Genomic DNA, 17,714 nt, shown 5'->3' on the forward strand with positions numbered 1-17,714 from the left:
TTCTCACTTTCTTTGGGGGCTGCCCTAAGTGAATCAGAGCCTGTATGATAATACGTTATCTTCTGCTCGCCCCCAGTTTGAGGTATAAATGTACCTGATTTAGTCGATACAGTTCACAGTTTTACCAGTCTAAACCCATTTGAATCGCCTGTTTCTTACAATCTTCGTCATAAGCGGCTGCTGCTTCTTCACCGGTTAGTTCTCCTGTGGTACACTCTACGCAGATTGTCGGACATTCCAGACCTTTTACTTTCACCAGATTATCAAGAACAGGGCTTGTCTTTCCGGCATTGAGATAAGCCATCATGTCATCCTTAACTGCTGGATATGTATTATCCGGCATTACATAGTCCTTTACTACCACAGGTCCATTGGGCAGTTCTTTACCGCAATAGGCATCCAGTCCGTCTTTGGATACATAGAGTTCCATAAATGCTTTTACCGCTTCGGGATGTTCGGTATTCTTATTTGCATAGACTCCATTAGGCATCCAGAGTGTAAGTCCCACATCGTTAGGATCATCTCCGGGAATACCAAAGACACCAATATCATCAATAGCGTCAGGATACAGATTTGCTATATTTCCTAATACCTGTGTAAGTGCCGGCCAATGTGCACCCTGTCCGGTTGCGATCATGTCGCATCCGTCATTATAGGTTGCTGCAAGATAATCTTCGTTATAATAGCCGATCAGATCCGCATATTTATCAAAGCTTTCTACCATTGCAGGGGTGGTTGCAAATTTCATCTCTCCCGCGTCGAACTTTTCCGGGAAATCAGGAACTTTCTTCAGTGCATTGTAGTTATCTCCAAAGAAGATAAGCTGTGCGGTCCAGGAATCAGCACAGGTTCCAATCATAGCCACCTTTCCTGACTGTTTGATCTTCTCACAGTTTTTAAGAAATTCATCCCAGGTCTTTGGAATCTCCAGGTTCAGTTCCTCATAGATAGGCTTGTAGTATACGATAGCGCCTGCCTGAGAAGCAAACAGGGGAATTCCATAGGGTTTCCCATTTACGGAAGTAGATTTTACAAAGTTTTCATCCAGTGTATCGATAAAAGGTTCTCCCGTCAGATCCATAAAATATTCTTCCGGATTTAGTGCGTAGAATAGCGAGCCGGAATTATAGGACTGCAGGTCTGGCATATCGCCGGATGCCAGTCTGGTTCGGATTAGATTGTCCCCTTCTGCACCGCCGGGAATCAGTTCCAGTTCCACATTCAACCCCAGTTTTTCCTTTGCCAGGGCAATAACAGCTTCTACACCTTCCGAAGAGGAGTCTGTATCTTTTGCAAAGGTTATGGTCACTCCTTCATAAGGTAACGCACCTGCGACTGGAGTTTCTCCATTGGTGGAATCCGCCTTTGCAGTTTCTTCGCTGGGAGAATCCGTCTTTGCTGATTCTTTATTGGTTGTTTTCTCACTGTTACCTGTAGTTTTGGCACTCTCATTTTCACCGCATCCTGAACACATGGAGACCAGCATCGAAATACCCAGTACTGCCGCTAAAAATTTTTTTCCTCTCATTTCTTATCCTCCTTTTGGTTTTTATGGATTTATTTTATCATGCAGCTGCTGTACTTATACATTAAAAATCCAATCCTATACCATATAATATTGAATGATAATATATTATTTATTAACAAAATTTTCCATTAAAAAAGCCGGAGGTTGATTTCTCCGGCCACAGCAGCATTTCTGATTTATATTTATTAGGAGCAAAGTGTTTTTAGAAGTACCTTGCATGTTGCCTCCTAAAAAAATTGTAGTGGCATATGCCAGGTTTTATACAAAAATTATTTGCAATACCACTTTTATTGTTTAGATACCTATAATTTAAGTGTAACATATAGGGAGAAGATCGTCTATTAGCAATCAGATGGAGGTCACCTAATATAAAAAAGTATAATGAAATGCAAAAGGATACTTGAAAAAATCAAGTACCCTGTGACAGATATCCGCTTGCTTCTGATTATTGATAATCTTAAGGCTAATTAAATTTTTATCATAGAAATGTAAAAAATCTACATTCAATCTGAGAAAAACAAAATTTTTAGTTGACAAATAAAAAAGAAAAGCATATACTGTATTAAATTAAAGTATTGAACCAAAACCGATGAACAAGAGTAGTAAATAAGATTCGTTATTCCCAGAGAGCTGCCGGTGGTGTGAAGGCGGTAATAAAGATTTTATTGAATGGACTTGCGAGGGCAGCTCAAAATCACAGCAGTTAACGGAAACCCTGTAAATAATGCAGAGTGGAAGAGGTGAGAGTAGACGCTGACGGGAGCCTTATCCGTTATCAACGAGGTATGTATGATCGTACATAAAAAGAGTGGCTGAGTGATCAGCAACTTGGGTGGTACCGCAGAAGCTACAGGCTTTTGTCCCTTGGATATAGGGGGCAGAGGTCTTTTTTTATAGCTAAAATGCAGTGGCAGTATTGCAGGCAGGTCTGCAATATGTAACGGGAATGAAGACAAAAAAGGAGGAAGTGACCATGATGCAGCCAAGCTGTGACAAAATTTTAGAATTAGCAGGGGATTATGATGTGATCCCGGTTTGTAAGGAAATATATGCGGATGTTATAACACCGATCACCTTACTTCGGAAACTTGCAAATATCAGCAAATGTTACTATCTGTTAGAAAGTATAGAAGGCGGCGAGAAATGGGGACGATATTCCTTTTTGGGATTTAATCCTGTGATGCGGGTTTTCTGTAAAAATGATGAGGTTACCATCACGCGGGATGGGGTTATGGAAAAAATTAGTACGAAAAAGCCCCTTGAGGTAATACGCTCCATAATGAAAGATTACAAGGCTCCGAATCTGGAAGGGCTGCCGCCATTTGCGGGTGGGTTTGTTGGATACTTTGCATATTCTATGATTGGATATGCGGAACCCACATTAAATATCAATAAAGGTAATTTTAATGATTATGACCTGATGTTGTTTGATAAGGTAATTGCTTATGACCATTTAAAACAAAAGATCTGCATTGTAGTAAATATGAAAACAGACAAGGTGATGGAGAATTATGGCAAAGCTATGGCTGAGATAGAGAGTATCACCAATATTATACGAAATGCACCGATTCTGGAGGATCAGAAGATTCAGCAGAAAGTTGAATTTACCTGTAATGTAAGCAAGGAAGCCTATTGTGAGATTATTGAAAAGACGAAAGAGTATATCGTAGACGGGGATATATTCCAGGCAGTTATTGCCAGACAGTTTACAAGTCCTTATGAAGGGAATCTGATCAATCCGTACCGGGTGCTCCGGACTACCAACCCTTCTCCCTATATGGTGTATATGAATATCAATGAGGAAGAAATAATTAGTACATCACCGGAGACCCTGGTGCGTCTGCAAAATGGCAGGCTGACTACTTTCCCGGTTGCCGGTTCAAGGCCCAGGGGGATAAATCAGGAAGAGGATGAAAAACTGGAACAGGAACTTCTGGCAGATGAAAAAGAACTTTCCGAGCACAACATGCTGGTAGATCTTGGCAGAAATGATCTGGGAAGGATATCGAAGTTTGATACAGTGGAAGTAACAGAGTATCAGATGATTCATAAATATTCCAAGATTATGCATATCTGTTCTCAGGTAGAAGGAAATATTAGGGAAGAATATGACGGATTAAATGCCATTGAAGCAGTCCTTCCGGCCGGCACCCTGTCAGGTGCACCGAAGATCCGTGCCTGCCAGATTATCAATGAGCTGGAGAGTGAACAAAGAGGTATTTACGGAGGGGCGCTGGGATATCTGGACTTTACCGGTAACCTGGATACCTGTATCGCCATTCGTATGGCGGTAAAGAAAGACGGCAAAGTATATGTGGAAGCAGGAGGCGGAATTGTGGCTGACAGCGTTCCTGAGAAAGAATATGAGGAATCGGCTAATAAAGCAGCAGCAGTTATGAACGCCATTATGAATGCAAAGGAGGTCCTGGAATAATGATATTATTGATTGATAATTATGATAGCTTTTCTTATAACTTAGTACAGATGGCGGGCAGCATCTGCCCGGATATTAAAGTGATCCGAAATGATGAAATGAGTATTGATGAAATCCGCAATTTAAATCCTTCGCATATTATCTTATCGCCGGGACCGGGATATCCCAAGGATGCAGGCGTATGCGAGGAAGTTGTGGAAAAATTGCAGGGTAAAATGCCCATTCTGGGTGTATGCCTTGGACATCAGGGGATCTGTGAAGTGTACGGAGCAAAGATCGGTCATGCAAAAGAGTTGATGCATGGGAAAAAAAGTACGATTAAGATTGATTCAGAGTGCCCGTTGTTTGAAGGACTTCCTGAAAAAATAGATGTGGCAAGGTATCATTCTCTGGTAGCAAAAGAAGAAACCATACCGGATTCTCTATTCGTTACAGCGGTGGATGAAATGGGCGAAATTATGGCGGTACAGCATAGAGAAAATTCCGTTTTTGGTGTACAGTTTCACCCGGAATCCATATTAACCCCCCAGGGGAAGGTGATATTGGAAAATTTTCTGAAGTTATCATAACAGACAATCATGCAATGGGATAGAGCCTTACATTGTTAAAATAATTTTCAGATATGATACCCAGGGGTAAAAAAATATGCATATGGGGCATTCATAGATCAGAGCGTGTTTGAAAATTCATTCCCGCCATCTGCACGCCCCACTTTGCAGCATATTTGCCCAGAATTCAGCAAAATTTCGATAATAAATAGAAAGCAGGAGGTAATTAGCATGATTAAAGAAGCAATTAATAAAGTGATGAATGGTAACAACCTGACATATGACGAATCTAAGGCAGTTATGGAAGAAATGATGGATGGAACCGCAACCCAGGCACAGATGGGGGGATTTCTGACTGCATTGCGTATGCAGGGGGAGACAATAGAGGAAATCACTGCATTTGCTACGGTTATGCGTGAAAAGGGCATAAAATTAAAACCAGAAAGAGAAGTAATCGATATTGTTGGAACCGGTGGAGATGAAGTCGGAACATTTAATATTTCTACAACAGCTTCTTTTGTAGTTGCGGCAGGCGGGGTTCCGGTTGCAAAACACGGAAACCGCAGTGTCTCCAGTAAATGCGGTGCAGCGGATGTATTAGAAAATCTGGGAGCAAATGTTTCGCTGAGCGTAGAGCAGAATGAAGAGATACTGAAAAAAACAGGAATGTGTTTCATGTTTGCCCAGGTATACCATTCATCCATGAAGTATGCAGCGCCGGTACGTAAGGAATTAGGAGCCAGAACGGTATTTAATATATTGGGTCCGCTTTCAAACCCGGCAGCGGCGACAATGCAGCTTCTTGGCGTTTATGACAGAAAACTGGCGGAACCGCTGGCGCAGGTGCTTTCCAATCTGGGAGTTACAAGGGGCGTAGTGGTATGCGGAAATGATGGCTTGGATGAGATTACACTTACCGGAGAAACTGTGGTTTATGAGATCCGTTTTGGAGAAATTACTTCTTATTCAATTGCTCCGGAACAGTTTGGACTGAACCGGTGTGAGCTTTCCGATCTGGTAGGCGGAGATCCCAAAGAAAATGCTAAGATTACAGAAGATATCTTATCCGGTAAAGAACGCGGGGCAAAAAGGGATGTCATTTTAATGAATGCCGGAATGAGTCTTTATCTTGGAATTGATGATATTACCCTGGCGGATGGAATTAAAATGGCGGCAGACCTCATTGACAGTGGTAAGGCATATGCGAAAATGGCAGAATTTATTAAGACTACAAAGGAAATGTGAGGTGCCAGAATGATATTAGATGAGATTGCTGCAGATACAAGGCTGCGGGTGGCAGGGGCGAAAGAAAGAGTTTCCATGGAAGAAATGATGGACAGAGCGCTTAGCATGAACGCGAAGACCGGTTTCCCGGTTGAGCAGGAGTTGAAAAGGGAAGGAATCCACTTTATATGTGAAGTGAAGAAAGCTTCTCCTTCAAAGGGATTAATTGCAAAAGAATTTCCATATCTGTCCATTGCGAAAGAATATGAGGAGGCGGGGGCATCTGTGATTTCCTGCCTGACTGAACCAACATATTTTCAGGGCAGTGATCAATATTTAGAAGAAATAGCAAAAGAAGTTTCCATACCGGTACTGCGTAAGGATTTTACCATAGATCCCTATCAGATTTATGAAGCAAAAGTGCTTGGAGCAGGCATGGTACTTTTAATATGTGCACTGCTGGATACGGAGACACTAAAAGAATATATCGGAATCTGCGATAAACTGGGCCTATCCGCCTTGGTGGAAACCCATGATGAAAGCGAGATGCAGAGTGCATTAAGAGCAGGTGCCAGGATCATCGGGGTGAATAACCGTAATCTGAAAGATTTCACTGTGGATATCCATAACAGCACCAGACTCCGTGCTTTGGCACCGGCGGATGTGATCTTTATTGCAGAGAGTGGAATAAAGACGGCGGAGGATATCCGGGTTTTGCGTGAAGCAAAGGTAAATGGGGTTTTGATTGGAGAGACGTTAATGCGAAGCAGCAATAAAAAACAGATGCTGGATTCCTTAAAGCGTGGATGAAAATTCAATCCTGCTAAGTGTAATGCACAGCTGTCAGAAAGCAATTTTAACACGTTCTAAGGCGGGTTCCGGATACTCTCTGAGAAATGGAAAATAAGTTGGTTGAAATGGTAGTGCAAAGGTGGGAAAATGGTCGGATAAAGGCGGTGAAGTATGACTAAAATTAAGATTTGCGGATTGAAGAGGCAGGAAGATATCTGTATGGTAAATGACCTGGTTCCGGATTATATCGGTTTCGTATTTGCAAAGAGCAGCAGGCAGGTAACGGCGGTGCAGGCTGGGGAGCTGAAAAAATTGCTTCTTCCGTCGATCAAAGCAGTCGGCGTGTTTGTAAATGAGGAGCAGCAGAAAATCGTACAGCTATGTGAAATGGGAATTATTGATCTGGTACAGCTGCATGGGGATGAAACCCAGGTGTATATTCAAGAATTGAAAAATCGTATTTCCTGTCCTGTGATTAAGGCAGTTCGGGTGCAGAGTGGTGAGCAGATCAGGAATGCAGAAGAGCTGCCCTGTGATTATCTGCTTCTGGATACTTATACGAAGGGACAGTACGGAGGAAGCGGGCAGGTATTTGACCGTTCCCTGATTCCACAGCTTAAGAAACCATTTTTCCTGGCGGGCGGACTGACAGCAGATAATGCAGCGGCTTCTATCTCGGAATGCAAAAAGTGTGCACCATATGCCGTAGATGTCAGCAGTGCAGTTGAAACGGCTGGGATAAAGGACAGACAGAAGATCGCAGAATTTATCTTACGTGTCAGAGGTCTGAAATAAGTATAACCGGCAAGGCAGCCGCAGGAGTGAAATCAAATAAGAGTAATCAGAAAAGAGGTAGAATTATGAGCAAAGGAAGATTTGGGGAATATGGCGGACAGTATATTCCGGAAACACTGATGAATGCAGTATATGAATTAGAAGCAGCATATGATAAATACAGCAAGGATCCGGAATTTATTGCAGAATTGGATGATTTATATAAAAATTATGCCGGAAGGCCATCACTGTTATATTATGCAGAGAAGATGACAGAGGATCTGGGAGGCGCTAAGATTTACTTAAAAAGAGAGGATCTGAATCATACCGGTTCCCATAAGATTAATAATGTACTGGGGCAGGTGCTGCTGGCTAAGAAAATGGGAAAGACCCGTGTTATTGCAGAGACAGGAGCGGGGCAGCATGGTGTGGCAACGGCAACAGCGGCGGCTTTAATGGGCATGGAATGCGAGATTTTCATGGGAAAAGAAGATACAGACCGTCAGGCGCTGAATGTATTCCGTATGGAGCTGTTAGGCGCCAAGGTTCATTCTGTTACCAGCGGAACTCAGACGCTTAAGGACGCCGTCAATGAAACAATGAGAGAGTGGACGAGCCGCTGCGATGACACGCTCTATGTTTTAGGTTCTGTTATGGGACCACATCCATTTCCTACCATCGTGCGTGATTTCCAGAGAATTATCAGCAAGGAAATCAAAGAACAGATACAATTAGCAGAAGGAAGACTTCCGGATGCCGTAATTGCCTGTGTAGGCGGCGGAAGCAATGCAATGGGTGCATTTTATGAGTTTATAGAGGATACCCAAGTACAGTTGATCGGATGCGAGGCAGCAGGACTGGGCGTAGATACGGAAAAACATGCAGCTACCATTGCCAGGGGAAGCGAAGGCGTATTCCATGGAATGAAATCCCTCTTCTGCCAGGATGAGTATGGTCAGATTGCTCCGGTATATTCTATTTCAGCAGGTCTGGATTATCCGGGGATAGGACCGGAACATGCCCATCTTGCTGAAATTAAGAGAGCACAGTATGTACCTGTTACGGATACCGAAGCAGTGGAGGCATTTGAATATCTTTCCAGAAAAGAGGGAATTATTCCGGCAATTGAAAGTGCCCATGCAGTAGCATATGCCAGAAAACTGGCACCTGCCATGGATAAAGATAAAATTATTGTAATTAACATTTCAGGACGCGGAGATAAAGACGTTGCGGCGATCGCAAGATACAGAGGAGTGAATATCTATGAGTAATATTAGAAAAGCATTTGAAAATGGAAAAGCATTTATTCCTTTCGTTACGGGAGGAGATCCCACATTAGATGTAACAGAACAGTTATTGTATGCCATGCAGGATGCAGGGGCAGATTTGATAGAAATCGGAATCCCTTTTTCAGACCCCATTGCAGAAGGGATTGTAATCCAGGAAGCAAATGAGCGGGCACTGGAGGCTGGCTGTACCACCGACAAATTATTTGATATGATTTTTCGTGCCAGACAGAAGGTCACCGTTCCTATGGTATTCCTTACTTATGTAAATCCTATTTATACTTATGGGAAAGAGAAATTTATGAAACGCTGCGTGGAATGCGGTATGGATGGGATCATTGTGCCGGATCTGCCTTATGAAGAGAAAGAGGAGCTTTCCGGTGTATGCGAACAGTATGATGTAGACCTTATTTCCCTCATAGCCCCCACTTCTCATGAGCGGATTCGGATGATTGCAAAAGAGGCAAAAGGCTTTGTGTATTGTGTATCTTCTCTTGGGGTTACCGGAGTCAGAAGCGAGATTAAGACGAATATTGCCGAGATGACAAAAATGGTAAAAGAAGAGACAGATGTCCCTTGTGCAGTGGGATTTGGTATCTCTACGTCGGAACAGGCAGCTGCAATGGCGAGAGTGTCAGACGGTGCAATTGTGGGTTCCGCAATTGTGAAACTGGTTGCAAAGCATGGAGAAAACGCGGTATCGGCTGTTGCACAATATGTCCGGGAAATGAAAGCGGCAGTTATGCGGTGATGCCCATCACAACCACCATCCCGGTCATAATAATCAGACTCACAATAACAGAAATAGAATTTGCAAAGCTGGAGAGGGACCCGTCGCCATGACATTTTTCCGTAAATGCCGGAGCAAGTGATCCGATGGGGGCAAATGCCACAACGGCCAGGATCTGTCGGATTTCCAGAGAAAATGGGGTGCACCAGTATAAAAACAGGGAAAAGCAGGTACTAAATAAAAGTCTTACTGCCACCACAAGGATCGTATCTTTTATGTATAATGGATTGCGGACCGGTTTGAACATCAGCCCAAGCATTAACATGGCTAAGAAACTGTTAGCGGATGCAAAGGGACTTACAAAAGTGATTACCCCATCCGGTATCCGGATATTGAAGATTGCCAGCAGAAGCATCAGCATATAGGTATCAAAGGGAATGGAAGATGCAAGTTTCTTTATTATAGAAGAAATGCTCGTTTTTTCTCCCGGATTGGTGTGAAGCAGGGAGGAAGTAACAGCATAGGATCCCCCGGTCATAATCATGGAGTTCCCGGTATCAAACAGGCAGGTTACAACAGTTCCGGCAGGACCGAAAAAACTCTGGACTACCGGCAGTGCAAAACAGCCGATATTATAACCGGAGGAGTTGATCATCGTAAATACACGGCGTTCTTTAGACATTCTTTTGGATAAGAGGAAAGTGATGAGCAATGGCAGAAAACTGCACATAAAGCCCAGTACAATGATTAAAAACAGGGAAGTATCACGCTGGAAGCCTCCGAAGCCGTTAATAACAGCAGCGGGGAGTGTAATGTTCAACACAATTTTCGTAATGAGGGGATAATCCGTTTCTTTAAAAAACCCAAAACGTTTTAAGAGGTACCCGCCGAAAATTATAAGAAGAAAAGCTAGTGGTTTCAATAAAAAATTCATATGTCACCTCAGTTTAAAACCCACTTAAAAAGGGCTTTTATTTTCATTCAGTATAGCATTTTTAAAAGGTGGTGAAAAGGGAAATTTTTGCTGCTTGTATTTTGACGGTTTCTTATCTATAATGGGATTAAAGTATAATATGAAGCGGCTACATATGTTCATCCAAAAGGATGGCGTAATGTTTAGAGGGATTACTATGAATGATCATATAAAAACAGAGGTAAAACAATTTGCCCATTGGATTTTGGAGAAGCATTATGTTGAAAATGATGAAGATGCCGTAACAGCAGTATTTGCTCCGGATATCACCTGGATTGGAGCCGGGGAGGAACAGCATCGGGAGTCCGGGGAAGAGACCGCAAAATATTTTCAGATGTTTAAGGGAAAGATTCCGCCATGTCATATATGGGACGAAGAATTTGAAGTGACGGAACTTGGAACCGGGATGTATTTATGCAGTGGATTATTCTGGGTTGCTGCCAACGAAGAGACTGGTCTGTGCATTGAAGAACATCAGCGTATTACATTTATATTCCGAAGGAAAGCTGACACCTTTGAATGTGTTCATATTCATAATTCAAACCCATATCAAAAAATGGAAACGGGAGATCTTTTTCCAAATGAAGAGGGACGTAAGGCATACTCTTACCTGGAAAAGAAAATGGAAGAGGTTGAAGAAGAGCTGAAGAAAAAGGAGCTGGAATTTCAGAAGGCTGTTCAGGTACAAAAGCAGACTTATGATGAGTATATGCAGAAAAACCATCAGATACAGGTTGTCCTGGATGCGATACAGGGCGGGCTGAAAATCAGTATCGATGATAATATGTATACATATGCCTATCTAAGCGATGAATTGTGCAGTATGTTTGGCTATACCAGGGATGAGTTTATGGAAGTGACCAAAGGCAGCGCCGTAGGTGCTGTGTATCCGGAGGATCTCCCAAGGGTTTTAAAAGAGTGTGAAGAGGCATTTCGGGATGGCAGTATGGATTATGCCATTAAATACAGGATAGCTTGCAGGGACGGATCTTTGAAATGGATCATTGACAGTGGTAAGAAGGTCAGAAATGAAGATGGAGAAGTTATTATCAACAGCATTTATCTGGATGTTACGGAAATGGAAGAAGCAAATCAGAAAATGGCATCTCAGAAAGAACTCTTAGACAGCATTTACGATTCTATGATGTGCGGAATTCTACGGTACCAATTGGAGGACGGGGAGTTCTCTGCTTTGACACTGAATCACGAAGCACTTCGGATTCTGGGGTATGAGTCAGAAGATGAATGCTATAAACTGGGTATGAATGAATTTTATAACAGAATTTATGAAGAGGATCGCCAGGTTATCATTGATAAGATCAATAAATTAAAAAACCCGGGTGACCGCTTTCAATTTGAATACAGGATTCTGGGACCCTCGTCTGATATTCTTTGGGTATATGGAACGACAGAGCTGATGATGTCTAGTAGCGGCGGAAATATCATTCAGCGCGTTATGGTGGATATAACGGAAAAGAAGAAACTGGAACTGGAATTGGAAGAAGAACACCAGAGGTTTCGCATTGCCATTGAAAGTTCCCCGGCAGTTATTTTTGAATATGATGTCCGCGAGGACCAGTATCGGTCTTATGGTACCCTGTCTGAGACAAAGGGAAAAAATGATACAGAAGAAATCGTACCTGATTTTCTCAAAAAAGAGCTGTACTCTTTAGCCGGGGAAAAGGATGCGGCATATTTACGGGATTTTATGCTGGGCAGGGCAGGGAAAGAAATAGATATTAAATTGGCACCTCATGTGGGCAGTTCCCATACTGTGTGGTCCCGGATATCCGGCACAACGATCTATGATGATGAAGGAAATATGGTTAAAATGATCGGTAAAATGCGCAACATCCAGTCAGAGAAAGAAAAGGAATTCGCGCTGGAGGAGGCGAAATACAGGGACGGGCTGACTGGTTTGTATACAAAGGAAGCGGGTATCCGCCTGGCGCGGGAGTACATGGAGCAGAAAAGCCCGGATGAAATCTGCGGGCTAATGCTCCTGGATATGGATGATTTCCAGAAGGTAAATGATGAAGAAGGCAGCGTATTTGCAGACGCTATTTTGCAGGAAGTGGCGGTGATCCTTAAGTCTGAAACACAGGAAGATGATATACTGATCCGTTTGGGCGGCGATGAATTCATGCTTTTTTTAAAAGGCTGTACAAAAGGAAGAGCAACTATACTGGGGCCTAAGATTGCTGCGATGGTACAGAATCTGGTGGTTTCAGGGCAAAGCAAGGTGCGGGTTTCGGTTACCATCGGGATGTGTGTTACCGAGGTTGTAGACGAATACAGCGGGCTTTACCGGTGTGCGGAAAGTACTCTGAAATATGCAAAAGAGTATGAAAGGGGCCGTGCATGCTGTTACCTGGATACCTCAAATGAACTGGGGACGGTACTTACGGAACTCTATAAAGAAGCTCATTTTATCAATGAAATTGGCAGACCGGTAAAATACCGGGAAGAGGACCTGACCTCCTTTGCCCTGGAGCTTCTGGGGAAGGCGAAAAGTCTGGATGATGCCATTTTCCTGCTGTTATCCAGAATCGGCAAAACCTATCATTTTGACAGGGTTACCATTATGGAGATGGATTACGAATATTTAAGTTACCGTTATACTTACCAGTGGGCTGGAAACCTGTCGGATCTTGAAATGGATCGGGATTTTTATATATTCAGAGAAGAAGTCAGCAAAATAGATCAGATATTTGATGAAGAGGGGCTGTGCGACCGGATGAACCCGAGGGTTTCCAAGATCCCATCATGCCTGATCTCCGCCATTTGGAATCATGGAAAAATAACCGGAACGTTAAGTTTTGAGATCCGGAAAGGTGATTATGTGTGGACGAAGGAGCAGCGCAAACTGGTGAAGGAAATGGCTAAGATCATATTTTCATTTATTATGAAAGCCAGGGCAGATGCTGTGAGTCAGGCGAAAACAGACTTTTTATCCAGGATGTCCCATGAGATAAGGACACCTATGAATGCCATTACGGGAATGACTGCCATTGCAAAAACAGTTCTGAATGATAAAGAGAAGGCGATGGATTGTCTGAATAAAATTGAATCAGCCAATACCTACCTGCTGAATCTTGTGAACGATGTGTTGGATATGTCCAGGATAGAAAGCGGTAAAATTGAGATAAACGAAGAGAGCATGGATCTGAAAAGACAAATGGATGATCTGGAATCGTTGATGATGCCGCAGGCCCAACGTAAAAACATTGATTTCAGGATCGAGAATCGCTATATCAACAACCGCAGAATTATCGCTGATGAATTACGTCTCAACCAGGTTATGGTAAATATTGTAGGAAATGCATTGAAATTTACCGGTGTGGGCGGACAGGTAATCGTAAATATTGATCCTCTGAAGGAAGAGGCAGCCCAGGTTGTACTGCATTTCTCTGTGAAAGACAATGGAATAGGGATTAACAAAGAAGCTCTTGGCAGAATCTTCACTGCATTCGAACAGGAAGGAAAGAAAACTTCTTCTAAATACGGAGGAACCGGTCTGGGGCTTGCCATATCCAGCAGACTGGTACAGATGATGGGTGGGAACCTGGAGGTGCAGAGTGAGCCGGGGGCAGGATCAGTATTTTATTTTACACTGACATTTGCATATGGTTCAGACGAAATTGAAGTACCTTATGAAGAAGAAGTGAAATGTGATTATGATTTTGATGGAAAACGAATCCTGCTGGCAGAAGATAATGAGTTAAATCAGGAAATTGCCAGTACCATTTTAGAAATGAACGGCTTTATTATTGAAGCTGTGGGAGATGGGCAGCAGGCGCTGGATATGTATATAAATCATCCGCCTTATTACTATGACGCTGTGCTGATGGATATTCGAATGCCGGTTATGGACGGACTGGAAGCTACAAAAGGGATCCGTACCTCCGGGCGTGAAGATGCCAGATCAATTCCGATTATTGCGATGACTGCCAATGCATTCAGTGAGGACACAAAAAAGTCCATGGCCAGCGGAATGAATGGACATTTATCCAAGCCCATAGAAACGGAAGTCCTTTTTGATACCCTGCAAAAGTGTCTGAAAGGATCGTGATGGTGCTCATTGTGTCAGCATTTGGAATTATTTTGAATAATTCGAAAAAAAGCCTTGCATTTTGTTCTTAGTTGTGATATAAATATATCTTGTCAGAACAAAATTAGAACATTGATCTTGTAAAAGATCAATGCATATGGATGGATTCCCGAGTGGCCAAAGGGGACAGACTGTAAATCTGCTGCAAATTGCTTCGGTGGTTCGAATCCACCTCCATCCATTGAAAATAGATTGCCTGAGCAATCTATTTTTATGCCGGCGTGGCGGAACTGGCAGACGCACAGGACTTAAAATCCTGCGGGACTAATCTCCCGTACCGGTTCGATTCCGGTCGCCGGCATTCTCGAAAATAAAAAGGATAGACCCGTATAGTGGGTTTATCCTTTTTTTATCTTTTCATTTTTCTGCTGATCCAGTGTTTGAGATCTTTGAGTAAATCATTTGCGGTACTTTATGCCTTATTCCCTTTTGCTGCTTTTGGAAGACATATCTTGCAGGAAGCATTTTCAACGCTCTGGCAAAAACGATAATAATGTCTTATAATGTATGATAAAGGAAGGGGATTTACTCTAATTGAGGAAAGAACCGGCAGGAGGGAGAAAGAAATGAGAAAGAGATGCAAAACAGCAATAAGAGCAATAATGCTGGCAGTATTACTAACTATGGCTTTTTATTTTCCGGCAGAGGCAGAAGCGGTGCTGGATAATGAGCAAGCTGTACAGAGGGATGAAGGAGATGAAACAGAACGTATTTTGGCAGTGGAAGAGGACGTGATTTCCCAGGATACGGATATGTCATCCTGGCTTTGCGAGTGGGATGAAAGCACATTTACGGTAACTCTTACAGAATATAAGGGAGCTGACACTGATGTGGAAGTGCCTGGTACTGTTGTAAAAGACGGAAACGTTTATGGGGTGGAAATTATGGATACCGTCGTAGGGACCAGCAGTTATGAATATCTGAGTACAGGACCGTTTTTCCAAAATAATCATATAAGAACCGTATCCTTTCAGGATGGGGTTCGTTTCCGCAATAACAGTATGTACAAAGCTTTTTTTGAATGTGGGAATCTGGAATCAGTTACAGGGCTTCCAAATGGGGTACGTACGATGAACGAGGCGTTTAAAAATTGTAAGAATTTCATCTATGCAGACAGATTACCACCAGGTATTGAAGAAATGCAGAATACTTTTAAGGGATGCACCCGGCTGTCAGAGGCACCAGAGATACCGGAAGGTGTCCTGAATTTGAACAGTGCATTCCAGGGCTGCCAAAATTTAATGTCAGCACCAAAGCTTCCGGAATCGGCACGGGACATCAGTTATATGTTTCTTAATTGCATTAATTTGGAATATGGTCCCGAAATTCCCCCCAATGTAACAAATATGGATGGTACTTTTGCAGAGTGCTATCAGTTAAAAGCGGTTCCGGATATCTACAGCCACAGCTTAAGGACGGCAAATGAAGCTTTTCGGTTTTGTGGTGAATTACAGCAGATTTCTATAGAAAGTGATTCCCTGGAGTCGGTTACACGTACTTTTTATTCATGCAGAAGTTTGAAGAAAGCGGATTTATCTGCAAAGAGCCTGCAAGATATGGACAGGACATTTCAGGAGTGCAGCAGCCTTACAGAAATGCCGGTAATTCCCCAGGGAGTACAACGGCTGTATAATACCTTTGAAAATTGTATCAGCATGGTTAAAGCGGGAGATTTACCGGACAGCATAAGAATAGTATCAAGAGCCTTTGCCGGATGCATAAATCTTGTTGAAGTCCCCGAATTTAATGATCAGGTTACGTCCTTGTATGGAGCTTTTCAAGACTGTACGAGTCTGCAAAAAGCCCCTGTTCTGCCAAAGAAGCTGTATACACTGGCATTTACCTTCATGGGATGCAAAAACCTGGAGCAGGCCCCGGAGATACCGGCAGAGGTTTTGGTTATGCGAAGTGCATTTGAGGGTTGTACAAGTCTGGAGGAGGCGCCTGTGATCCCGGCAGGAGTCACCGATTTATGGAGAACTTTTCGGGGATGCAGCAGCCTAAAAAAGGCAACAGATATTCCACAGAGTGCAGATAATATTTCTTCGTTATTCTCAGGCTGTACGGAGTTGACAGAGGCGCCGGATATTCCGGAGGGGGTTTCCAATATTTCAAATACGTTTCAATATTGCTACCGGCTGCAGGGTGAAATAATCATTAAGGCTAATCCGGAATATTATGCAAAGTGTTTTGAGAAAACAGGGCTGGATGGAAATGGATTGACGGTTCACTATACAGAGAATGTTCAGAATATTGACCGTATCCTGACCACCAGGGGGGAAAATAATGATCATGTAAAAAAGGGAAATAACATAAACGCACTGGTTGTATTGTTTGACGGTAATGGCGGAACGGTATCCCAGAACCAGATTATGGTGCGGCTAGGATATGCCTATGAAATCCTGCCGGTGGCAAAAAGAACAGGATATGAATTTGCAGGGTGGTATACAATGAAAAGCGGAGGAAGCAGAGTGGCAGAAGAGACAATTGTGGGCACAGCTGCTAATCATACATTATATGCCGCCTGGCGGCCCTGCGGTTATAAAATTTTGTTTCAGCCGGAGGGTGGCAGTCTGTCTGTAAAGGAAAAAACGATAGCTTACGGAAGTGCTTACGGAAGTCTGCCGGTGCCGGTCAGACAGGGATATCAGTTTGCCGGATGGTTTAATTCCAGATCCGGAGGAACTCAGATTACCGGTAAATCTAATTTCAGACAGACCGGAAACCAGAATCTGTATGCCAGATGGAAAGAAATTATTTATCAGGTACAGTTTAACAGCAACGGTGGAAAAAAGAAGTTTTCCGGAAGAGGTGTAAAGAACGGGGATTCCTATGGCTCCCTTCCGGCACCTGCAAGATCCGGATACAGATTCACAGGGTGGTATACGGCGAAAAGCCGTGGAAAGAAGATTACATCCCAAACCAGAGTTAATTTGAATCAGGACCAGATGCTCTATGCGCATTGGAGCAAAGTCACTGTGGGGCGTGTAAACTCATTAAAACTTTACAATAAAAAGAAAGGGCGCATGGATATTGCTTTCAAAGGAGTCAAAGGAGCAGCGGGATACCAGATCTTATACGGATCGAATTCCTCATTTACCAAAGGAAAAAAGAAGGTATATACAACGAAGATAAAAAAGGCAGTTACAAGGCTTAAGAAAAGAAAGACCTACTATGTGAAGGTACGTGCCTATAAGTTCGACTCCGCAGGAAAAAAAATCTATGGTAAATTCAGCAGTGTAAAGAAGTTACCAATTAAAAAATAAGTGATGTGTCGGTTTTCCATTTGAATTCTGTCTATGTTGGAAAATGAT

12 protein-coding genes, 2 tRNA genes and 1 other annotated feature are annotated in these 17,714 nt (G+C 42.9%); of the genes, 11 read left to right on the forward strand and 3 right to left on the reverse strand.

The annotated features are described in order from the left end of the window. Positions 1-121: 121 nt before the first annotated feature. Positions 122-1,528: an ABC transporter substrate-binding protein gene (locus QR40_RS24695; protein WP_044297225.1), complete on the reverse strand. Its 1,407-nt coding sequence runs from the start codon at positions 1,526-1,528 to the stop codon at positions 122-124. Between the two features lie 580 nt (positions 1,529-2,108). Then, positions 2,109-2,396, forward strand: a binding site (T-box leader). A gap of 105 nt (positions 2,397-2,501) precedes the next feature. Between QR40_RS24695 and trpE the strand changes: the two genes are divergently transcribed. Both trpE and QR40_RS24705 read left to right on the forward strand, forming a co-directional pair. Further along, a complete protein-coding gene (trpE, locus tag QR40_RS24700) occupies positions 2,502-3,962 on the forward strand; it encodes an anthranilate synthase component I (protein WP_027294962.1) in 1,461 nt (486 codons plus the stop codon). Beyond that, positions 3,962-4,531, forward strand: coding sequence for an anthranilate synthase component II (locus QR40_RS24705; protein ID WP_044297226.1), 570 nt, complete (start codon positions 3,962-3,964; stop codon positions 4,529-4,531). The genes trpE and QR40_RS24705 overlap by 1 nt, the downstream gene beginning before the upstream one ends. Before the next feature lie 91 nt (positions 4,532-4,622). Here QR40_RS24705 and QR40_RS33865 read toward each other — a convergent pair whose 3' ends face one another. Further along, entirely contained in the window at positions 4,623-4,697 is a 75-nt protein-coding gene (locus QR40_RS33865; protein ID WP_377146398.1) for a DUF6783 domain-containing protein, read from the reverse strand. Between the two features lie 44 nt (positions 4,698-4,741). On the opposite strand from QR40_RS33865, the gene trpD reads away from it, so the two are divergent. From trpD to trpA, 5 genes are all read left to right on the forward strand, one after another. Continuing rightward, positions 4,742-5,755, forward strand: a complete 1,014-nt coding sequence (trpD, locus tag QR40_RS24710) for an anthranilate phosphoribosyltransferase (RefSeq protein WP_027294960.1) — start codon at positions 4,742-4,744, stop codon at positions 5,753-5,755. Between the two features lie 9 nt (positions 5,756-5,764). Then, on the forward strand, positions 5,765-6,544 hold the full coding sequence (gene trpC / locus QR40_RS24715) for an indole-3-glycerol phosphate synthase TrpC (protein ID WP_044297228.1): 780 nt from the start codon (positions 5,765-5,767) through the stop codon (positions 6,542-6,544). Positions 6,545-6,697: 153 nt separating this feature from the next. Beyond that, entirely contained in the window at positions 6,698-7,321 is a 624-nt protein-coding gene (locus tag QR40_RS24720) for a phosphoribosylanthranilate isomerase (RefSeq protein WP_027294958.1), read from the forward strand. Positions 7,322-7,386: 65 nt separating this feature from the next. Then, complete coding sequence (trpB, locus tag QR40_RS24725) at positions 7,387-8,571, forward strand: tryptophan synthase subunit beta (RefSeq protein ID WP_044297230.1); 1,185 nt, start codon at positions 7,387-7,389, stop codon at positions 8,569-8,571. Beyond that, on the forward strand, positions 8,564-9,337 hold the full coding sequence (gene trpA, locus QR40_RS24730) for a tryptophan synthase subunit alpha (RefSeq protein WP_044297231.1): 774 nt from the start codon (positions 8,564-8,566) through the stop codon (positions 9,335-9,337). The genes trpB and trpA overlap by 8 nt, the downstream gene beginning before the upstream one ends. Here the strand turns inward: trpA and QR40_RS24735 are convergent. Then, positions 9,327-10,250, reverse strand: a complete 924-nt coding sequence (locus tag QR40_RS24735) for an AEC family transporter (RefSeq protein ID WP_027294955.1) — start codon at positions 10,248-10,250, stop codon at positions 9,327-9,329. The genes trpA and QR40_RS24735 overlap by 11 nt on opposite strands. A gap of 196 nt (positions 10,251-10,446) precedes the next feature. Between QR40_RS24735 and QR40_RS24740 the strand changes: the two genes are divergently transcribed. The 4 genes from QR40_RS24740 to QR40_RS24755 all read left to right on the forward strand — a co-directional run bounded on the left by QR40_RS24740 (position 10,447) and on the right by QR40_RS24755 (position 17,666). Next, complete coding sequence (locus QR40_RS24740; RefSeq protein WP_052431045.1) at positions 10,447-14,361, forward strand: PAS domain-containing protein; 3,915 nt, start codon at positions 10,447-10,449, stop codon at positions 14,359-14,361. A 138-nt stretch (positions 14,362-14,499) separates the two neighbouring features. After that, positions 14,500-14,581 (forward strand) — tRNA-Tyr (locus tag QR40_RS24745). A 34-nt stretch (positions 14,582-14,615) separates the two neighbouring features. Then, a tRNA-Leu gene (locus tag QR40_RS24750) sits at positions 14,616-14,701 on the forward strand. A 265-nt stretch (positions 14,702-14,966) separates the two neighbouring features. Continuing rightward, positions 14,967-17,666 carry an InlB B-repeat-containing protein gene (locus tag QR40_RS24755; RefSeq protein WP_044297232.1) on the forward strand — a complete coding sequence of 900 codons (2,700 nt, stop codon included), beginning with the start codon at positions 14,967-14,969 and terminating at the stop codon, positions 17,664-17,666. Positions 17,667-17,714: the final 48 nt, after the last annotated feature.

The organism is Robinsoniella peoriensis (genome assembly GCF_000797495.1).
Lineage (GTDB): Bacteria > Bacillota > Clostridia > Lachnospirales > Lachnospiraceae > Robinsoniella > Robinsoniella peoriensis.